The following is a 17,732-nucleotide window of genomic DNA, read 5'->3' on the forward strand; positions in this document are numbered from 1 at the left end:
CCCGAGGGCGGCCATGGCGATCAGTACTGCATGTGTTCGCGATCCATCGGCATGCGCGGATCCGGAAGCAGTGACAAAGTGAAAGTGAGCGGCGCAGGCGCGGCGTTGCCGGCAATTTGCACCACCTGCGTGATCTCCGGACGCCCCGGATGCAGTTGCGGATGCCACAGATGCAACGTGTAGCGTCCGGGCGGCAGCTGGGGAAACGTGATGCTGCCGTCGTGTCCCGTCACCGCGACATAGGGTGCATCGGAGACGTAGAGATAGGTGATCATGTGGTCGTGGATGTTGCAGCCCACGGCGGCAATGCCCACGCGATCGAGCGTCAGCGGCGGCGAGCTTTCGCCGGGGCGCAGCACGAACTCGAACGCCTTCGCCGGCGAGAACGAGTACACGTGATGGCGCGTGGTGTCGCTGTTGCGAAATACCACGGCATTGCCGGGCTGCAGCACCTGCACGTAGGGCAGGAAGGTTTCGTCTTTCTGGTCGACGACCTTGACTGCGGGTGACGGCGCCGAAGCCGACGCAGCGGCGACGTCCGGCGTCAGTGTGGCAACAGCATCACTGACGGGGCGATGAGCCTCGTCCAGCACACGTACCGAAAGGTCGCCCGCCACGGCCGACTGAGCGGCCAGCAACGCAAAGGCGATGACCACGCATAGCAGCCAGCGCATAGCACTTCCCCTGGATTCCCCAGAGCTAGCCTACACCACCCGCTGAAGCTGGCAAGACGAGCGGCGCCTGCCGGGGGAAACGCCACGCGACGGGCGCGTGGCAGGTCTGGCAAGGGTTCAGTGCGATAACGCAAACGCCGTCAGGATGCGCGCCGTCTCTTCGGGCTTCTCCAGGATCGGCATGTGGTTGCACCCGTTCAGGGTGCTGGTGCTGATCGCACTGGCGTTCTTCAGACCATCGCGCAGACTGTCCAGCGCCGAGATATCGATGATCTTGTCGTCGTGACACCACAGGCCCAGCACGGGCATCTCCAGCTGGCCGAGCCGGCTCTGCACGGAAAGGTATTGCGAGGGCTCACGCAGTTCGTTGAAGGTGCGGTCGATAAAGGCGCGATCGACCTGGTTGCGCTTGATCAACACGTCCTCGAAGCGACCCGGCAACGACAGCGGCTTGGCGAAGGCGAGTGCGGTGGCACGCTCAAACTCCTCGCGGTTGTCGAACTTGAATGGGTTCTTGCCGGCCATCGCCTCGCGGGCGAAGTCATTTTCGTTGGTCTTGAGGCCGAACGAGTCGAACAAGGCCAGCTCGGCCACGTGCTCAGGGTGCTCGGCGGCATAGACGCCGGCGATGGCGCCACCCATCGAGTGGCCGATCAACACGAAGCGCGGCAGGTGCAGTGCATCGACGAAACCTTGGAATCGTGCCACTTGGGCGTCGATGTTGTAGCTGGCGCCCTCGACGCGAGAGGACTCGCCCCAGCCGGGCAGATCCGGCGCAATGACATGGAAATGCGGCGTCAACAATTCCGCCTGCTTCAGCCACACTTCCTTGCTGGCGGCGAAGCCGTGCAGCAGCACCAGTGTCGGACCCTGTCCGCCTTCGAAATACACCCACTTCGTATCGCCCACCTGCACCGAATGTTTCTCGACGTGCGCGGCCACCGCTTGCCGCTTGACGTCGGCTTGCATCAGCCACTGCGGCGCGAACAGGTAAGAGCCGCCCAGCAGCACCGCCAGCAGCGCCGCCACGAAGGCGAAGAACTTGAGCCGGCGCAAGGCCAGTCGCTGCCATAGCGGGCGCGTGGAAACAGGCTTGGGCATAGTGGCTTTGGATGTCATGTCGGAATCGGGATGAGGGGGCGCAACCATCGATGGCGACGCGCGCCTCCTTTTGCAAGGAGGCGCGCGAGCGGCTTACTTGGCGTTCTTCTTCTTTGCCTTGGCGAACACCGCTTCCACCGCGCCCTGGGTCATCGGGTGGTAGCCGGCCTTGGCCTTGGCGTAGACCTGCTCGGCATAGGCGAGGCCGTCCGGCGTCTTGGCGAAGGCCTTGTACAGCGGCATGGTGAGATACAGGCGACCGATGCGCGTCATGTGCTCAGCGGCGGCGCTCCACACGTCCTTGTCACCGGCGGCGACGGCGTGGCTGTACCAGCGCATGCCGATCTCGGCATTGGGCGTGCCGGTAAGGTGCCAGGTGGCATCGATCTGCTTGATCTTGTCCAGCGGCGTCGCGTCCGGCAGGCCGTCGAGAAAGTACATCCATTCCTGCGTGTTCCAACCCTTGGCATCGAGCTTGTCGGCAGCGAGCGTGCCACCGAGGAATGCGGCGCGTTCCTTGTCGATGGAGTCGAAGCGCGGCGAGTCGGGCAACGGAGCGTTCTTCGGAATACCCGGTTCGTACACCCAGGCCTTCACTTCATCCCAGCTCATCTTGCCCGGGTTCTTGTCGAACAAATTGGCCTTCAGGTAGTCCAGCATCTGCTCGGTGTTGATGCTCTGGAACGCGAAGTGCGCGAAATAGCCCTTCAGGTACGTGTCGAAGGTGTCGCGGCCGAAGCGCCGTTCCAGCGTGCGCAGGAACCACGAACCCTTGTCGTAGGGAACTTCGGAGATCGAATCGTCGGCGCCGATGCCGCGCGGCTCGGGTGCCAGTCGCTGCGCGTTGGTCGGCATTTCGCCGATGGTCTTCTGCAGATTGCGAGCCGACAGCAATGCCTCTTCGTCGGCGAGTGTCTTGCCGTATACGGCCTCGGTGATGCGGCCCTGCACGTAGGTGGTGAAACCTTCGTTGAGCCAGATGTCGCGCCACGCGGCGCTGGTCACCAGGTTGCCGGACCACGAATGGGCCAGCTCATGCGAGATCACCGAGACCAGGCTCTTGTCGCCTACCAACAACGTCGGCGTGGCGAACGTCATGTTCGGGTTTTCCATGCCGCCGAACGGGAACGACGGCGGCAGCACCAGCAGATCGTAACGATCCCATGCATACGGGCCGTACAGCTTCTCGGCCGACGCGATCAGCTTCTCGGTGTCCTCGAATTCCTTGGCGGCTTTGCCGACCACGCTCGGTTCCGCATAGACGGCCGAACGCGGACCGGTTTCCTTCGCAGCGATGTCACCCGCGCCGATGGCCAGCAGGTAGGAAGGAATCGGATGCGGCTGGTTGAATGAGTAGTCGCCGTTCAGTGGATGCTTTGCATCATTGATTGCGCTCATCACCACGCGCACGTCCTGCGGTGCGGTGACGTGGGCGTTATATGTAAAGCGGATGGCCGGCGAATCCTGCAGCGGCACCCACGAGCGCGCGTGGATGGATTCGGACTGCGAGAACATGAAAGGCAGTTCCTTGTCCGCGGTCTGCTCCGGCGTCAGCCACTGCAGGCCCGACGCAGTGGGCACGGTGGAGTAGACGATGCGCACCTGCGCCGGATGCTGCGGCGTGGCAATGGTGAGCTTGCTGCCCAGTTCCTTGTCACGTGGCGCCAGCGCGTACTTCAGCGCACTCGCCTTGCCGGCTGCGTCGATGCCTTCGATGCTGGCGATCTTCAGGTCGCGCGTATCGAGCACCAGCGACTGTGCCTTGGCATCTTTCCAATCCAGCTTCAGCGTGGCCTGGCCATTGAGCTGCTTGTGCGGGAAGTCGATCTTCAGGTCCAGGTCCAGATGGGTGACGCGCACCTGGTCGGGCTGGGCATACGAATGCGGGTCGGCGGCGAAGGCGCTCAGCGGCAGCACGAGGGCGCCGAAGGCAAGGACGTGGAACGGGCGCATCGGGGTAGCTCCATCAGCGGAAGCGCCGAGTATGCCACCGGCGAGCGGACGGTTGCCGGTGCAGATGGTCACCCCCGGCGATAACCGACCGCCGCACGAACCTCAGTAGCCGGAGCTTGCCGCCGCCGGCGCGGGCTTCTGATCGGGCTTCTTGTTTAGCGCCTGGAAGTAATCCTTTACGTCCTGCTTGGACACCAGACCGCGGTGTTCCTTGTCGATCTTGTCGAAATGCGCGCGGATGAACGGCACCGGCCCCTTCTCGGCCTCTTCCTTGCTAAGCAGGCCGTCGTGGTTCTTGTCGGCGATATCGAAATTCTTCGACGCGGTGTCTGCGGTATTGGCGATATTGCCGAGGCCAATCTGCGCGTGGCCGGCGGTAGCGGTGGCCAATGCAACGAGTGCAGCAAGGATCGGGCGGGTGTGGCGCATGGCGGTGCTCTCTCCCTGAATGTGAGTCAGAAGTATGGCACCGGAAATGTGAGGGGTATGTTCGTTGGGAGCAGTGAAGACACCGGTGGCGCAAGGCATGCGCGACCGGTGTTGCTCAGCCTTCAAAATTCAGCGTGCCGGTCAGGTCGCCCGGTGGCGGTCCACCGGCAGCGATCATCGCCTGCTCGCGCATGGCGAGCCCGGGTAGTTTTTCCAGGCCAAAGCGACGGGTGAGGAAACGCGCGATGGAGCCGGAGTCGTAGATGGTGTGGTCCACGTGACCCTTCCTGGCGAACGGCGACACGATGATGGCGGGAATGCGTGATCCCGGCCCCCAGCGGTCGCCCTTGGGCGGCGCGACGTGGTCCCACCAGCCACCGTTTTCATCGACGGTAATGATCACTAGCGTGTGCTTCCACGAAGGCGACTTCTGCAAGCTGTCGACGATGCGCATGATGTGACGGTCGCCGGCATCCACGTCCGAGTAGCCGGCGTGCATGTTGAGATCGCCCTGCGGCTTGTAGAAGGTCACCGTGGGTAGGCGATTGGCCTCGATATCGGCGAGGAAGCGATTGGTTTGCGCCGTCTCGCCTACGCCCGCATCACACAGATGCTTCGCGCGTGCCTCGGTGCCCGGTGCGAAACTCTTGAAGTAGTTGAGCGGTTGATGATGAAATTGGAAGTTGGGTCGCTGCGGAAACTGCTTCTCGTCACCATCGCCCTTGCCGTCCAGCGCCAGCTGCCAGGCGCCGGCATACCAGGCCCAATCCACGCCTGCGATGGAAAGCACATCACCAATCGTCTTGTGCGCCTGCGGTGGCAGCGTATTCGGGCTGTCCTCGTCGGCGAGCGTGGGGTTGCTACCCGATGTGGTGGCGCTGGGTGCATAGGGCGGTGACATCGTGTTCACCGCATAGAAGTCGGGCGTGAGCGAGCTGCGTGAAGCGAATTTCGGCCGGCCGTCCATCGCGCTACGCGGCGAATCGTCAGCAAGCTTCAAGCGGGTGTCGGTGGGCGCGCCGCTTTCGGAGACGGCAATATTGAAGCGCGCCGGGCTCTGGTCCGCGTTCGGATAAAGCGGCGGCTGTGCAGCGACCAGATACTGGTGGTTGAGGAACGAACCGCCGAAAGCGCCCATGAAGAAGTTGTCGCACAGCGTGTACTGGCGTGCGAGCTGCCATAGCCGCAGGTTTGACGCGCTGTTGTCGTAGTAGCCCATGACCATCGCGCCGGTGTCGCCCCAGGCTGCGAAGCCGTCGTTCTTGCCGCCGTTGATCTGCTGCTGGTTCTCGTAGAAGCGATGCACCAGGTCGCGCGTGACCACCCCGTGCGGCAACGGCTCGCCGCTGCCGGTGCGCAGAGCCCATGGTGCATTCGGTAGTCCGTTGAGGTCGTCCTGCATCACCTGGTAACTGCGATGGTTCACTACCTGCTTGTGCGGGGCCAGGCCGTGCCAGATGGGCGGCAAGGTCTTCAGCAGCGAACCGTCGCGATCGCGCTGCTGATACTGCTGCGGCGTGAGCGCGCTGAGCGGTTTCTCGACGCCGGGGAAGTTGGCAAACAGATTGTTGAAGCTGCGGTTCTCCGCATAGATCACCACGACCTGCTGGATATGCTGCCGCAAGGCAACATCCAGCGGTTTGGATGCGGCATGCATCGCGGTAGGAAGGTCGCCGCCGAACGCCTCGCGTCCGCCCACCGCCAGTGCGGCGCCCGTGAGTGCGAGGCCACCGAGCAGGCGGCGTCGCGATGGATCGAGCGGTTGTTCGCCGTCGCCGTCAGCGCCTTTTGGCGGAGGCGGTTTGCTCACGGCGCAGCATTGTCGTAGAAGCGGGACAGGTCTGCCTTGCTCTGTTCCAGCGACTTCTGATCGATGTAGATCATGTGGCCCGAGGAATAGAAGCCGAACGAGATGTTCTTGCGCTGTGCGGGCTCCAGGCCCAGATGCGAAAGATCGAACTCGGTGGCGTAGAACGGTGTGGCCAGGTCGTAGTAGCCATTGGCCGAGAATACTTTCAGGTTCGGGTTGCGGCGCATGGCATCGCCCAGGTCGTCACCCACGTAAGTGGCCTGTAGCCAGCCGTCACTCTTCTTGCGCTTCCAGTCCCACGTCTTGCCGACGGCGGCGTAGTTGTTGGGCAGGTAGGGGCGATCCTCGGTGAATTTGAGCTCGGTTGCTGCGTACTGGTTGAATGTGGCCACGTAGGCGCCGGTGATGGCATCGCTGGCGGTATCGCCATCAGGCGTCTCGCCCACAGCATCCGGGTCAATACCCTGGAAACGGCCGTCCAGACGTCCAACCGTCAGGCGCTGGTCGCGCAGCAGCTCCTTGCGGAAGCGGCTGGGGCCGACGCGCAGATTGGCTTCCTTGATGTATTGCGGCGACAGGCCGAGGTAGCGGCTCATCTGGTTGGCGATGCGGTCGGCTTCGGCCGGGTCGATGGCGTCGCCCTTGGCCAGGGCTTGCGTGTAATCGCCCGAGGCGAAGCGGCGCACGTCGGCCAGGAACGTGCTGATGTCCGATGGCTTGTTCGGCACCTTGTTGTGATACCACGCAATCGCCGCCTCGGTCGGCAGGTTCACGATGTAGCCGTGATCGATGCCGGGTGCGGCCACCGAAAAGTCGAGAATCGATGACATCAGCACGACGCCGTTGAACTCCATGCCTTTTTCCTGCAGCGACTTCACCAGCACCGCCGAGCGCGTGGTGCCGTAGCTTTCGCCGAACAGGAACTTGGGCGAGTTCCAGCGATTGTTGGCGCTGACGTAGCGGGTGACAAACTTGGTGAAGGCGTCGGCATCCTGGTCCACGCCCCAAAAATCCTTGCCTTCCGCCTTGCCCACCAGCTGCGAATAGCCAGTGCCCGGCGCGTCGATAAACACCAGGTCGCTCTTGTCGAGCAGGCTGTATTCGTTCGGCACCCAGCGATACGGTGCGGGCGGAATGGGCTTGTCGCCATCGTTGGCCACGCGCACGGGGCCATACGAGCCCATGTGAAGCCACATGGACGAGGAACCCGGGCCGCCGTTGTAAAAGAACGTCACCGGGCGCTTGCCACTTTTGCCGCCGTCTGCGGTGTACGCGACATAGAAGAAGCTCACCGTCGGCTTGCCCTTGTCGTCGCGGATCAGCAGCGTGCCGGCGGTGGCCTGATAGTTCACCGTGCGGTTGCCGATGCGCACGCTGTGCTTGGTCACCACCGTGCGCTCGGCAGGGATGGGCTGCTCGTCACCGGCGTTCTTGTCGTTCTTGTCCTTGTCGCCCTTGTCCGACTGCGCCTTGGGCGCGTCCTTGGTGTCGTCGGCGGCGTGCAGCGGCAGGCTGCCCAAGGCCAGTAGCGTGGCGAAGGCGAGCGAGGCGAATGGCATGTGGCGCATGGGGAATGTCTCCGGTACGGCGCGAAATCAGGAGTGGGTGGTGTCGTCGTAGTAGCGGGACAGGTCGCCCTTGAGCTGCTGCAGCGCCTCGGTGTTCAGATAAATCATGTGGCCCGAGGGGTAGTACAGGTAGTGCACGTTGCCGCGCAGCGCCGGCTCGAGGTTCATGTGCGACAGGTCGTACTCGGTGATGAAGAACGGCGTGGCAAAGTCGTAGTAGCCGTTCACCGACAACACCTGCAGATGCGGATTGGTGCGCATGGCATGTGCGAGATCGCCTGCGACGTAAGCCATTTGCAGCGGGCGCTTGATGCCGGCGGCCTGGTGCTTCCAGTCCCAGTCCTTGCCGATGTCGCTGAAGGTGGGGCGGTAGTCGAGGTCGGTGTGGTAGTTGAGCTGACTGCTTACGTAGTCATGGAACGCAGTGACGAAGGCACCGCTGATGCCGGCGTCGGAGGCGTCGTAGCCCGGCACTTCGCCGGCGGCATCCTCGTCCACGCCTTCGAAGCGTGCGTCGTAGCGGCCGATGGTGCGGCGCTGGTCGCGCAATAGTTCCTTGCGGAAGCGGGAGGGCTCGACGCGAAGATTCGCTTCCTTGATGTACTCCGGTGATAGGCCGGTGTAGCTGGCGAGCTGTCGAGCCACAGCATCGGCTTCCGCCGCCGGCAAGTCCTGGCCCTTGGCCAGCGCAGTGGCATATGGGCCGCGGGCGAATGCGCGCACCTGGTCAAGATAGGTCTTGAGATCAGCGGGCTTGTTGGCGAGCTTGTTGTGGTACCACGCGGCAGCCGCATAGCTCGGCACGTAACCGATGTACATCTCGTCGTAGCCCGGCATGCGCACGCCGTAGTTGAGAATCGTGGACATCAGGATCACGCCGTTGAACGACATGCCCTTGTCCTGCAGCGCATCCACCAGCGCACCCGAGCGCGTGGTGCCGTAACTTTCGCCGTAGAGAAACTTGGGCGAGTTCCAGCGGTTGTTGATGGTCACGTAACGCTGGATGGCGCGGCTGAACGCGGACACGTCCTGATCCACGCCCCAGAAATCCTTGCCCTCGGCCTTGCCGACTGGTCGCGAGTAGCCGGCGCCTACGGCGTCGATGAAAACAAGGTCGGTTTTGTCGAGCAGGCTGTCGTTGTTGGCGACCAGTTTGTACGGCGCTGGCGCGGTGGCCGCGGGGCTGGCCGTTTCAATGCGTACCGGCGCGAACGAGCCCATATGCAGCCACATGCTGGAGGAGCCCGGGCCGCCGTTGTAGAGGAACGTGACGGGCCGCTTCTCCGACTTGCCGCCGTCCACCGTATAAGCCACGTAGAACACGCTGGCCTGCGGCTGACCCTTGTCGTCGCGAATGATCAGCGTGCCGGCTGTCGCCGTATAGGCGACCGAGTGGCCACCGATGCTGGCGCTGTGCTTTGTTCGCACCGCGGTTTCAGTGCTGGGCGCCTGGACGTCTTCGTCTTTGCCGGCGACTTCCTTCTTGTTGGCGGGCGCGTCCTTGGCCAGTAGTTGAGTGCAGGGTGACAGGGCAACACTGCTGGCAAGCAGCACAAACAAAAGACGACGCATGAAACTCCCCAGGGTGGTGACCGCGACGATGTGGCCGACCTTGGAGTATGCGTATCACCGTCACGGCGCGACCGTGACAAAAGTACTGGTTGGGAGGCGATACGTTTTCGACATTCGTCGATGCCTGGACGAGGCTGCGGCACTGCAAAGAGAGGGCCAATCCATTTGTTGCAGCGATCTTCTGTTTGATAGGCGCGCTAGTGCTACATTCGGGAAGCGCCTCAAGGCGTCATCACTACTCGGAGAGGGGAATGGCTATGTCAAACACACGTCTGCGTTGTGCCGCGCTTGCGGGTCTGCTCTTGGCCGGTGTATCGGGCGCAGCTATGGCTGCCCAGCCGGCAGCCACCGGTCTTGGTCAAGCGTGGCCGAACACCACGGATGTGAGCGCGAGCCCGAACTGGCACGCTTATGTGTTCGTTCTCGGCGGCGTCAAGTACGTCCAGGTCAATGACATCAATGGCAACGTCATCGGTGCGGTCGGTACGGCCAACGGCCAGTTCATCACGCTACCGATCGGCGCTTTCGCGCAGCTGGTTGCCACGCCGCAGCAACCTGCCGCCGTGGTGACAGCAGCGCAGGCGGCCACTGCGCCGACCACCGTGTATCAGGACACGTCCGTGCAGGTCACCGCGACGCCGCAGACGGACGGTACGGTGCAGCTCAGGGCGGTGTCAGCTGCTGCCTGCGATCCTGTCCAGTGCAGCAATCACGCCCAGTGAGGACGTGATGGGGTCAACCCTGGCAGCACTCGTCGCTGCCAGGGACTTCCGGATCGAACAGGATCACGCTGATGCAGCGCCCGCCGTAGATCAGGCGCTCGCGGGCCTTGCCCTCAAAAGTGGCAGCGCGGTCCTCGATAGCCGGCCAGCCGAGACCGGTGGCAGTTCGAAGTACCCTCGGCAGCAGCTCGTCCCATCGAACGTCTGCCAGCCGCTCGGGCTTGGAGCGCAGGTTGATTCGCACCACGCTCCATCGACGATCTCCGCGCTGGCCACAGCGGACCTGCACGCGGATGTCGCTGATGTCCTTGCGAGTGCAGCCATCAGCGATGGCCTCGCAGATGAGGCGATAGATGGCCAATTGGATGGTTGCCGAGAGCATGCTCACTGGCCCGCGCAGGTCGCACCAGTAGGTGACGCCAGATTCGTCCAGTACGCGGGCGATGGGGCCCTCGCGCAGCACGGCGGACAATCCGCGCTCGCTCGTCACCGGGCACAGGCTATCAGCGAGGCGATAGAGTTGGTCCTGTGCCACCAGTGCCTGCCGACGGTAGCTACGATCATCAATGATCGGCCCCATGTGATGCAGGCGTCCGAGCATCATGTTGTAGACCGAGTGGACCGACTCGCGGACTTGTTCGAGCGCTTGCGAAGTCATGCGCATCTGCACTTCGCCGAGATGCACATTGCGCTGCGCCAGCGCTAGCGCCATGCGTACATCGGTGCGCTCTTGTTGCGCCCGGTGATCCAGCGCGCCGATGCGAGCGCCCATGATCAGCATGGTCGAGATGATGAACGCGATAAAAACCTGTGCGTTCAGCGTGCCAGGATCGAACATCACCGGCATCAACACGACCACCGCCAGGCTGGCCAGCGTGCCGCCCACGGCGGCGCCCTGCCAGCCGTAGCGCAGCGTGAGCCACAATACCGGCAGGAACATCGCCATCTGGGCGAGTTGGCGGGTGTTTGCGGTGGGTGACGCACTCAAACCCATCCACATCAGGAAGATCAACATCGGCACCAGCAGGAAGACGCATTCCATAGCTAGCCGGCTCTTGATGAAGCGCGTGTCGAGCGCGCGCCAAGTGGTCTCTTGCAGCACCTGACGGACCACCAGCACGAACGGCACGACAGTCAGGACGCCCATGTAATTGCCGAGCATCCACTGGCCGGCCAGAAATCCGTAGTCGAGGGGGGGGTAGCCTTCAGGAAGCTTGGTCGTCGACACCAGGCCTAGGCTGTACGCCGTCCTCAGCGCAGCCACCAACAGTGAACACACGAGCAGCGCGCCCATGTTGATAGTCGTCCGGGACGGAAAGACCTGCCAGCGTTCGCGGCACAGATAGACCACGGGCATCGCGAATGCGATTGATGGCACCAGATTGCAGAGCGACCAGGCGAGCCCGAGCTGGTCAAGACACGTAATGCTCAGATACGTCAGCGACACCGTTTCGCCAACCAGCAGCGCTACCCAATAGCGATAGGGCACCAGCAGCAGCGCGGACAAATGCAAACCGCACAAGAGCAGCCAATGTGAGATCGACAGTTGACGAAAGAGTGACACGACCATGGCATAGGCCACGGCCATCGCGATCTGGCGGAGCCAGAAGGTCACCCCTGTTCCCTTTTGCATGTCCAACCCCCGCTGGATGGAGCTTCCCTTCCAAACCGTCCGTTCCTGATCGGCCGAACAGAACAGAACTGGAGCCCCCTGAGATGCCAGGCATGCCCCCAAAACACAGGACATCCTAACTCAATCGACCCGCGCCTACCTCCGTAAGGTTCTGCGCCTTCGAATATTTATTGCAAAAACCGCTTCTTCAACATTCCCTTTTCATGCGAAGGGCTAGGCAATAACTATGCCGATCGATATGCGTCGATTTTGAATATGTGAACTACGTCACGCTAATAGTTGATTGGAGCGAAAGTTGCCCCTAGTCCTCGAGGAAAGTACGCGCCGTATTCCACATCGTGCGCGTCAGCGGCCGGTTTTCGTGCGGCGTCTGCAAGACCACCAGGGTTGTGGTGCTGATGCTGGCGTGAATTTTCAGCAGGCGGTCCAACACCGACTCGAGATGGGAAATGGACATGGCCACCACGTGCAGCAGGGCGGAATCTTCGCCGGCCAGGCGGCGGCAGTCGAGCACTTCGGGAATGTCCGCGACCAGCGAGCCCACGCGTGCGCAGATGCCGCCGTCACAGCGCAGGCGGATCATCGCGTCGATCTCATAGCCCAGCTTGCGCGGGTTCACCACCGCCCGGTACCCGGTGATCACGCCGGCTTCCTCCAGCCGCTTTACGCGCTCTGCCACGGCAGGTGCGGACAGGCGCACCTTGCGTCCCAGCTCCGCGTAGCCCAGGCGAGCGTCCTGCTGTAGGGCCTCCAGCAGTTGCCAATCCGTGGCGTCCCAAATCGGTTTCGATTCAAAGGTGACAGCGTTCATGGACATTTCGATCGTTGGCGAAACATCAACATCCTACGCTGATCCATCATTCATGCGTACCGCTGCCCGATTTACGATGCACACGTTTCCCTCCACCGGAATCTTCCCCATGCAGACCCCGGAACGCCTGGACGGGCGTGCCCTCGCTTTTATCGGCATCGCCCTGCTTACCTGGTCGTCGGCCTACGCCGCGATCGCCTATGCGCTAGCCTCGTTCACGCCCGGCGAAGTGGCGCTGGCGCGCCTCGCCATCGGCTCGCTGTGTTTCGCCGTGCTACTGGTGGTGAAGCGTGTGCCGCTGCCGGCACGGCGCGACTGGCCGCAGCTGACAGCGCTCGGCTTGATTGGCCTCACCGTGTACCACTTGTGCCTCAACACGGCAGAAACGCGCGTTGCCAGTGGCACGGCAGCCATCCTGATCTCGTTGGTGCCGGCGACCACGGCGGCGTTGTCGGCCATCTGGCTGCGTGAGCGCCTGTCGCCACGCTCCCTGACCGGCCTCGCCGTGGCATTGATCGGCGTGGTGATCGTGGTGCTGACCAGCGGCAAGGATGTGAAGATCGAGCCGATGGCGGCGTTGGTGCTGGTGAGTGTGCTTGCGTGCGCTGTGTTCTTCGTGGGCCAGAAGCCGTTCTTCGTGCGCAACGGCATGTTGGGCGTCACCGGCTTCACCTTCTTTGCCGGAACGCTGGGTTCGCTACCGTTCGGGCTGGGGCTGCCGCATGCGCTGGCGGTGGCACCCGCGTCGCATATCGGTGCGCTGCTGTGGCTGGGCATTGCGCCAACCTTCATCGGGTACATCGCATGGAACGCAGCGCTGCACCGTGCGTCCGCCTCGCAGGTCAGCAGCTTCATCTACTTCTCGCCGCCGATCGCGGTGTTGATCGGCTGGGTGTGGCTGGGCGAGCGCCCCACGATGCTGACCCTCGTGGGCGGCGTGATCACCGTGGGCGGCGTGGTGCTGGCCAATGCGCGCCGCCGCGCGCCTGCGTCGGCCTCGGCAGTGGTGGCTGCGTCGGCCAAGCAGAGCTGAGGCGTGACGCCCATCCGCCTGATAGAGGCGGATGGGAGCCTGCCGCAGGCATGGTCGTCGCGCGTGCTTGCCCACTTCGGCGATGCGCAACTGAAACTGTTGCGCATGGACGACTCTGCTTATCCAGAGGAATGCCACGACTACGCCGAAGGCCTGCTGGTGCTGGACGGCGAGATGATGCTCAGGATGGACGGCCAAACGTGCCGCATCGGTGCCGGTGAACTTTGCGTGGTGCCTGGGGGCGTGCCACACAGCGTGGAGAAGGGCAGTCGCGGTACGCTACTGATCCTCGATACCTGAAGCCGTCCATGCTAGGAGTCCATCGGTGACCACGCTCTACATCGCCAACAAGAACTACTCGTCGTGGTCGCTGCGTCCCTGGGTATTGTTGAACGAGCTGGATATTCCGTTCGAGGAGAAAGCTGTGCCATTCGAGCAGGGCTCGAACTGGGAGAAATTTCGCAGCTTCTCACCCAGCGGCCGCGTGCCATGCCTGCACGACGGTGATGCGGTGGTTTGGGATTCGCTGGCGATCGCCGAATACCTGGCCGAGCGCCATCCGGGCGTCTGGCCGTCCGATAGCGCGGCGCGTACCTGGGCGCGTTGCGCCGCGGCGGAAATGCATTCGGGTTTTGCGACACTGCGCGATCAATGTGGCATGAGTTGCGGCATCCGCGTGCGCCTGCGTGCCAACGGCCCAGCACTGAAGGCGGACGTCGCGCGCATCAACGAATTATGGTGCGAGGGGCTGCAGCGTTTTGGCGGCCCGTTCCTGGCGGGCAACACGTTCACCGCGGTCGATGCCTTCTTCGCGCCGGTAGCTTTCCGCGTGCAGACCTATGGCCTTGAGCTGGACCGACCCGCTGCGGAGTATGCGCAACGCATGTTGGCATTGCCTTCGATGCGCCGCTGGTACGAAGACGCATTGACCGAAACCTGGCGCGACGTGGCGCATGAAGAAGAGGTCCAACGCTACGGCGAGGTGGTGCGGGACCTGCGCACCGCATAAGCCGCACTAAACCGGATCGACCGCCACGTAACCGTTCCGGCGTGCCTGCCAGCGGCCGAGCGCCACCAGCGCCAGCGCCACTGCCATGAAGGCGAGCAGCACGGCGATCGCGTCCACCAGCACCTGCCCGTAGCCCAGCGACTTCACGTCAAGGAACGGGTACGGATACCAGCCGTTGGCCGCACCGCGCAGCAGCACATAGAAAAAATAGCCAGCCGGATAGCTCTGCCATACCAGCGCCTGCGACCAGCGCAACCCGCCCTTGGGCACCGCCAGCCACCAGTACAGGAGATACAGCGGCGGCATGACGTCATGCACGATCACATCCGCCACCAGCAACCAGCCGGTGGGGTGCCACAGTTGGCGCAGCATCAGGTTGTAGATCAGGCAGACGATGGCGATGCTCATGGCGATCGCCGTCTGCACGCCTGGCCGCAGAAAGAAGCGGATCACCGGGCCGTGGCCTGGTCCGATCGCCACGGCCGACAACGCCTTGGCCACCAGCATATTGGTAAGGATGGTGTAGAAGCTCAGGTACAGCCACACGCCGGCGAGCACGCCCTGGCCTTTCGCTTCGGTGAGTTGGATCGACAGCCACAATTGCAGCGCCAGCCCGAACCAGCCGAGCAGGGCACCGAAAATGGCAAGTGGGCGATAAGGCTGTGCCATGGAGAGACCGCTGCGTCGGGCCGAGGCGATTTCGACACTATGCCACCGGAAGACCCCACCGGAGGCGTGATCTCCTGCATCGCAAAAACCTGCTCAACTCCACAGCGGTGGCTTGGCCACCATCAGCCAGAAAATGGCCAGCACGGCGAGAAATGCCGGCCAGCCCAAAGCAAACCACCAGCGCATCAGACGTGAGCAATCGGCGGGCAGCGGTTGGCCGGCATGCAGTGCTGCAGCCGCGAGATGGCGCACACGCATCTGCAGGACAACCACCGGCAGCCAGCAGGCACCGGTGAACAGATAGAGCGCCATCGCCGCCTGCAACCAGGGACTCGTCCACGGAAAACCCATCAGTCGAACCAGCGCGACGCCGGTGATGGGCTGGATGAGGACGGCAGGCGTGGTGAAGCACCAGTCCGCGCGCACGGTCAGCCGCGACGCGGCGGCGATCGACGGCAGGTCGCCACCGCGCCAGGTGAACCACATGAAGAACGCGGTGCCCAAGCCGGTGCCGAACAGCAGCGTGGAGGAAAGAATGTGCACGAACTTCAGCAGCGCATAAGCCGTCATTGCTTTTCTTCCGTGGCCAGCAACACGATCAGCGCCGCCATCAGGGGCAGGTTCTTCAGCAATCCGCCAAGGGGATCGAGCCAGTGCACCGGCCACAGCATGCCGATGCCCGCGGTGTAGCCGACCAGCATCAGCAGCATGCTCATGAGCACCCAGCGCGGGCGCCAACGCAACAGACACAGCGCGCCGAGCAGAAGGTCGAGCGTCGCGGTGCCTCGCGCCAGAACGAGGGCGGCGCCGGCCGAGAGTGGGCCGTCTGGTGTCGCTGCGGTGACCGCTTCCGCCGGCAGCCACCAGCCGATGACGCCGGAAGCGAGCCACAGCAGCGCAAGGCTGATGCGCAACGCGGGCAGCGCCAAATACAACCGCGCGTGCCAGCGATCCTGCACATGGCTGGGTGCTTCGGACAATGCGCGATTCAACGAGCGCGGCGACACGCCGAGCCTGGCCTGCATGCGTTCCAGTGCGCCGCGCCGGCCCAGATTGCCGTGTTCCAGCATGCGCTGCATGGTTTCGCCGAGCGGCCCTTGTCCCAACCGTTCGCCGAGCCAGCATGCCAGTCGTACACCGACGGCGGGCACTGCCAAGATCCGTGCCTTCGGAAGGCCGAGCCATCGCCGCCAGCGCTGCAGGTAATCACCCAGACCCAACGATTCCGGTCCGACCAGTTCCAGCACTTCCACGCCGATGGCGGGACGCGACAAGGCGGCGACCACCGCCAGCGCGACGTCCTCGGCCGCGATGGGTTGAACGCAGGGGCGCATGGCGTTGCGAGGCACGGCGATGACACCGGGCAAGGCAGCCATCGCGCGCAATAGCGAGGTGCCTCCATAGGAACCGCGCGCACTGTAGACCAGCGACGGGCGAAGAATGGTGGCGTTGAGCGGCAGACTCGCCAGCTGTTCGTCACCACGGTGTTTGCTGGCGATGAATTCGCCATCGCCGGCCTTGCCCAGGGCCGACACCTGCACGACATGGTGTACGCCGGCGCGCACGCATGCTTCGAACAGGGCGCGTGGTGCCTGCACATGGACGGATTCAAAACGGTTTGCACCCTGCTCGCGCAGAATGCCGGCGCAGTTCACCACCGCATCGATGGCGCGCAAGCGCGGCAGCCAAGCCTCGGGTGTAACGTCGCGCGCCATGTCGCAGGCGATCGCGTGCGAACCGGGAAACCGTGTATCCAGTCGCGCGGCGCGTACCGCACAAACCACGTCGTGACCGGCGGCGGTCAGCGCCGCGACGATGTGCGAGCCAATGAAGCCGTAGGCCCCCGTGACCAGCACGCGCATGCGTGCTTAGAACTTGTAGCCGCGGTGGATGGCGACGATGCCGTTGCTGAGGTTGCGCACGTCCACGCGACCGAAGCCTGCACGTTCCATCATGCCCTTGAGCGTTTCCTGGTCAGGATGCTTGCGGATCGATTCGGCCAGGTACTGGTAGCTGTCGGCGTCGCCGGCGAACAGCTGGCCGAGTTTCGGAAGCACCTTGAACGAGTGGAAGTCGTAGATCTTGCTGAAAAGGTCGCTCTGGACACGCGAGAACTCCAGCACCAGCGCGCGCCCACCGGGCTTGAGCACGCGGCAGATATCGGCCAGCGCCTTGTCCTTGTCGGTGACGTTGCGCAGGCCGAAGGCCATGGTCACCGCATCGAAGCTGTTGTCCGGGAACGGCAGTACTTCGGCATTGAGCTGCGCCCAGCGCAGGCCCGAGACGAGGCCGCGGTCGGTCATGCGATCGCGACCCACGCCGAGCATGGCGGCGTTGATGTCGCCCACCACGATTTCGCCTTCCGTGCCCACCACGGGCTTGAGCAACGCAGCGATATCGCCGGTGCCGCCAGCCAGGTCGAGCACGCGATCACCCCGGCGTACGCCGCTGATCGCCACGAAATGTCGCTTCCACAGGCGATGGATGCCCAGCGACATCAGGTCGTTCATCAGGTCGTAGTTGCGCGCGACCGAAGTGAACACCTGGCCGACAAGCTTCTGCTTGTCGGCGACGGGCACGTCGCGGAAACCGAAATGGGTGGTGTTGCGGTGCTGATCGCTCATGGATACATGGTAACGGATCGGGCCCTTGAGCTTCCTCTCCCCTTGGGGGAGAGGATTGAGTTGAGGGGCGAGTGCTCGCGGGAAGGCTTTAAAAGAGCCGGCTCTGAACTGGCCTCATCGCAAG

The 17,732-nt window shown here is 63.4% G+C and carries 17 protein-coding genes; 4 read left to right on the plus strand and 13 right to left on the minus strand.

Features of this window, described 5'->3' with window-relative positions; genetic code table 11:
- Window positions 1-20: 20 nt before the first annotated feature.
- From AC3CBN_RS05760 to AC3CBN_RS05790, 7 genes are all read right to left on the minus strand, one after another.
- Entirely contained in the window at window positions 21-674 is a 654-nt protein-coding gene (locus AC3CBN_RS05760) for a methylamine utilization protein (protein WP_488635863.1), read from the minus strand.
- 117 nt (window positions 675-791) lie between these two features.
- On the minus strand, window positions 792-1,793 hold the full coding sequence (locus AC3CBN_RS05765; RefSeq protein WP_488635864.1) for an alpha/beta fold hydrolase: 1,002 nt from the start codon (window positions 1,791-1,793) through the stop codon (window positions 792-794).
- Window positions 1,794-1,868: 75 nt separating this feature from the next.
- Entirely contained in the window at window positions 1,869-3,728 is a 1,860-nt protein-coding gene (locus AC3CBN_RS05770; protein WP_488635865.1) for a M1 family metallopeptidase, read from the minus strand.
- A gap of 102 nt (window positions 3,729-3,830) precedes the next feature.
- Window positions 3,831-4,157 carry an EF-hand domain-containing protein gene (locus tag AC3CBN_RS05775; RefSeq protein ID WP_488635866.1) on the minus strand — a complete coding sequence of 109 codons (327 nt, stop codon included), beginning with the start codon at window positions 4,155-4,157 and terminating at the stop codon, window positions 3,831-3,833.
- Between the two features lie 115 nt (window positions 4,158-4,272).
- The gene (acpA, locus tag AC3CBN_RS05780) at window positions 4,273-5,967 is read right to left on the minus strand and encodes an acid phosphatase (RefSeq protein ID WP_488635867.1); all 1,695 of its coding nucleotides are present in this window, start codon (window positions 5,965-5,967) and stop codon (window positions 4,273-4,275) included.
- Entirely contained in the window at window positions 5,964-7,535 is a 1,572-nt protein-coding gene (locus AC3CBN_RS05785) for a S10 family peptidase (RefSeq protein WP_488635868.1), read from the minus strand. The genes acpA and AC3CBN_RS05785 overlap by 4 nt, the downstream gene beginning before the upstream one ends.
- A 27-nt stretch (window positions 7,536-7,562) precedes the next feature.
- On the minus strand, window positions 7,563-9,107 hold the full coding sequence (locus tag AC3CBN_RS05790; RefSeq protein ID WP_488635869.1) for a S10 family peptidase: 1,545 nt from the start codon (window positions 9,105-9,107) through the stop codon (window positions 7,563-7,565).
- 251 nt (window positions 9,108-9,358) lie between these two features.
- Here AC3CBN_RS05790 and AC3CBN_RS05795 point away from each other — a divergent pair, with 251 nt between their 5' ends.
- Window positions 9,359-9,829 (plus strand): hypothetical protein, encoded by a 471-nt coding sequence (locus AC3CBN_RS05795; protein ID WP_488635870.1) that lies wholly within the window; start codon window positions 9,359-9,361, stop codon window positions 9,827-9,829.
- A gap of 13 nt (window positions 9,830-9,842) precedes the next feature.
- Here AC3CBN_RS05795 and AC3CBN_RS05800 read toward each other — a convergent pair whose 3' ends face one another.
- Window positions 9,843-11,444: an MASE1 domain-containing sensor histidine kinase gene (locus AC3CBN_RS05800; protein ID WP_488635871.1), complete on the minus strand. Its 1,602-nt coding sequence runs from the start codon at window positions 11,442-11,444 to the stop codon at window positions 9,843-9,845.
- A gap of 319 nt (window positions 11,445-11,763) precedes the next feature.
- Window positions 11,764-12,273 carry an Lrp/AsnC family transcriptional regulator gene (locus AC3CBN_RS05805; RefSeq protein WP_488635872.1) on the minus strand — a complete coding sequence of 170 codons (510 nt, stop codon included), beginning with the start codon at window positions 12,271-12,273 and terminating at the stop codon, window positions 11,764-11,766.
- Between the two features lie 109 nt (window positions 12,274-12,382).
- Between AC3CBN_RS05805 and AC3CBN_RS05810 the strand changes: the two genes are divergently transcribed.
- From AC3CBN_RS05810 to AC3CBN_RS05820, 3 genes are read left to right on the plus strand one after another with little or no spacing between them, the layout of a single operon-like run.
- Entirely contained in the window at window positions 12,383-13,306 is a 924-nt protein-coding gene (locus AC3CBN_RS05810; protein ID WP_488635873.1) for a DMT family transporter, read from the plus strand.
- A 3-nt stretch (window positions 13,307-13,309) separates the two neighbouring features.
- A complete protein-coding gene (locus AC3CBN_RS05815) occupies window positions 13,310-13,606 on the plus strand; it encodes a cupin domain-containing protein (RefSeq protein WP_488635874.1) in 297 nt (98 codons plus the stop codon).
- Window positions 13,607-13,631: 25 nt separating this feature from the next.
- Window positions 13,632-14,315: a glutathione S-transferase family protein gene (locus tag AC3CBN_RS05820; protein ID WP_488635875.1), complete on the plus strand. Its 684-nt coding sequence runs from the start codon at window positions 13,632-13,634 to the stop codon at window positions 14,313-14,315.
- Window positions 14,316-14,321: 6 nt separating this feature from the next.
- Here the strand turns inward: AC3CBN_RS05820 and AC3CBN_RS05825 are convergent, their stop codons facing one another.
- From AC3CBN_RS05825 to ubiE, 4 genes are all read right to left on the minus strand, one after another.
- Complete coding sequence (locus AC3CBN_RS05825; RefSeq protein ID WP_488635876.1) at window positions 14,322-14,984, minus strand: Pr6Pr family membrane protein; 663 nt, start codon at window positions 14,982-14,984, stop codon at window positions 14,322-14,324.
- Window positions 14,985-15,077: 93 nt separating this feature from the next.
- Complete coding sequence (locus AC3CBN_RS05830; RefSeq protein WP_488635877.1) at window positions 15,078-15,554, minus strand: DUF2269 family protein; 477 nt, start codon at window positions 15,552-15,554, stop codon at window positions 15,078-15,080.
- The gene (locus tag AC3CBN_RS05835; protein ID WP_488635878.1) at window positions 15,551-16,846 is read right to left on the minus strand and encodes an SDR family oxidoreductase; all 1,296 of its coding nucleotides are present in this window, start codon (window positions 16,844-16,846) and stop codon (window positions 15,551-15,553) included. Before AC3CBN_RS05835 ends, AC3CBN_RS05830 begins: the two co-directional genes overlap by 4 nt.
- Before the next feature lie 6 nt (window positions 16,847-16,852).
- A complete protein-coding gene (gene ubiE / locus AC3CBN_RS05840; protein ID WP_488635879.1) occupies window positions 16,853-17,608 on the minus strand; it encodes a bifunctional demethylmenaquinone methyltransferase/2-methoxy-6-polyprenyl-1,4-benzoquinol methylase UbiE in 756 nt (251 codons plus the stop codon).
- Between the last annotated feature and the right edge of the window lie 124 nt (window positions 17,609-17,732).

This window comes from Dyella sp. OK584, assembly GCF_057787755.1.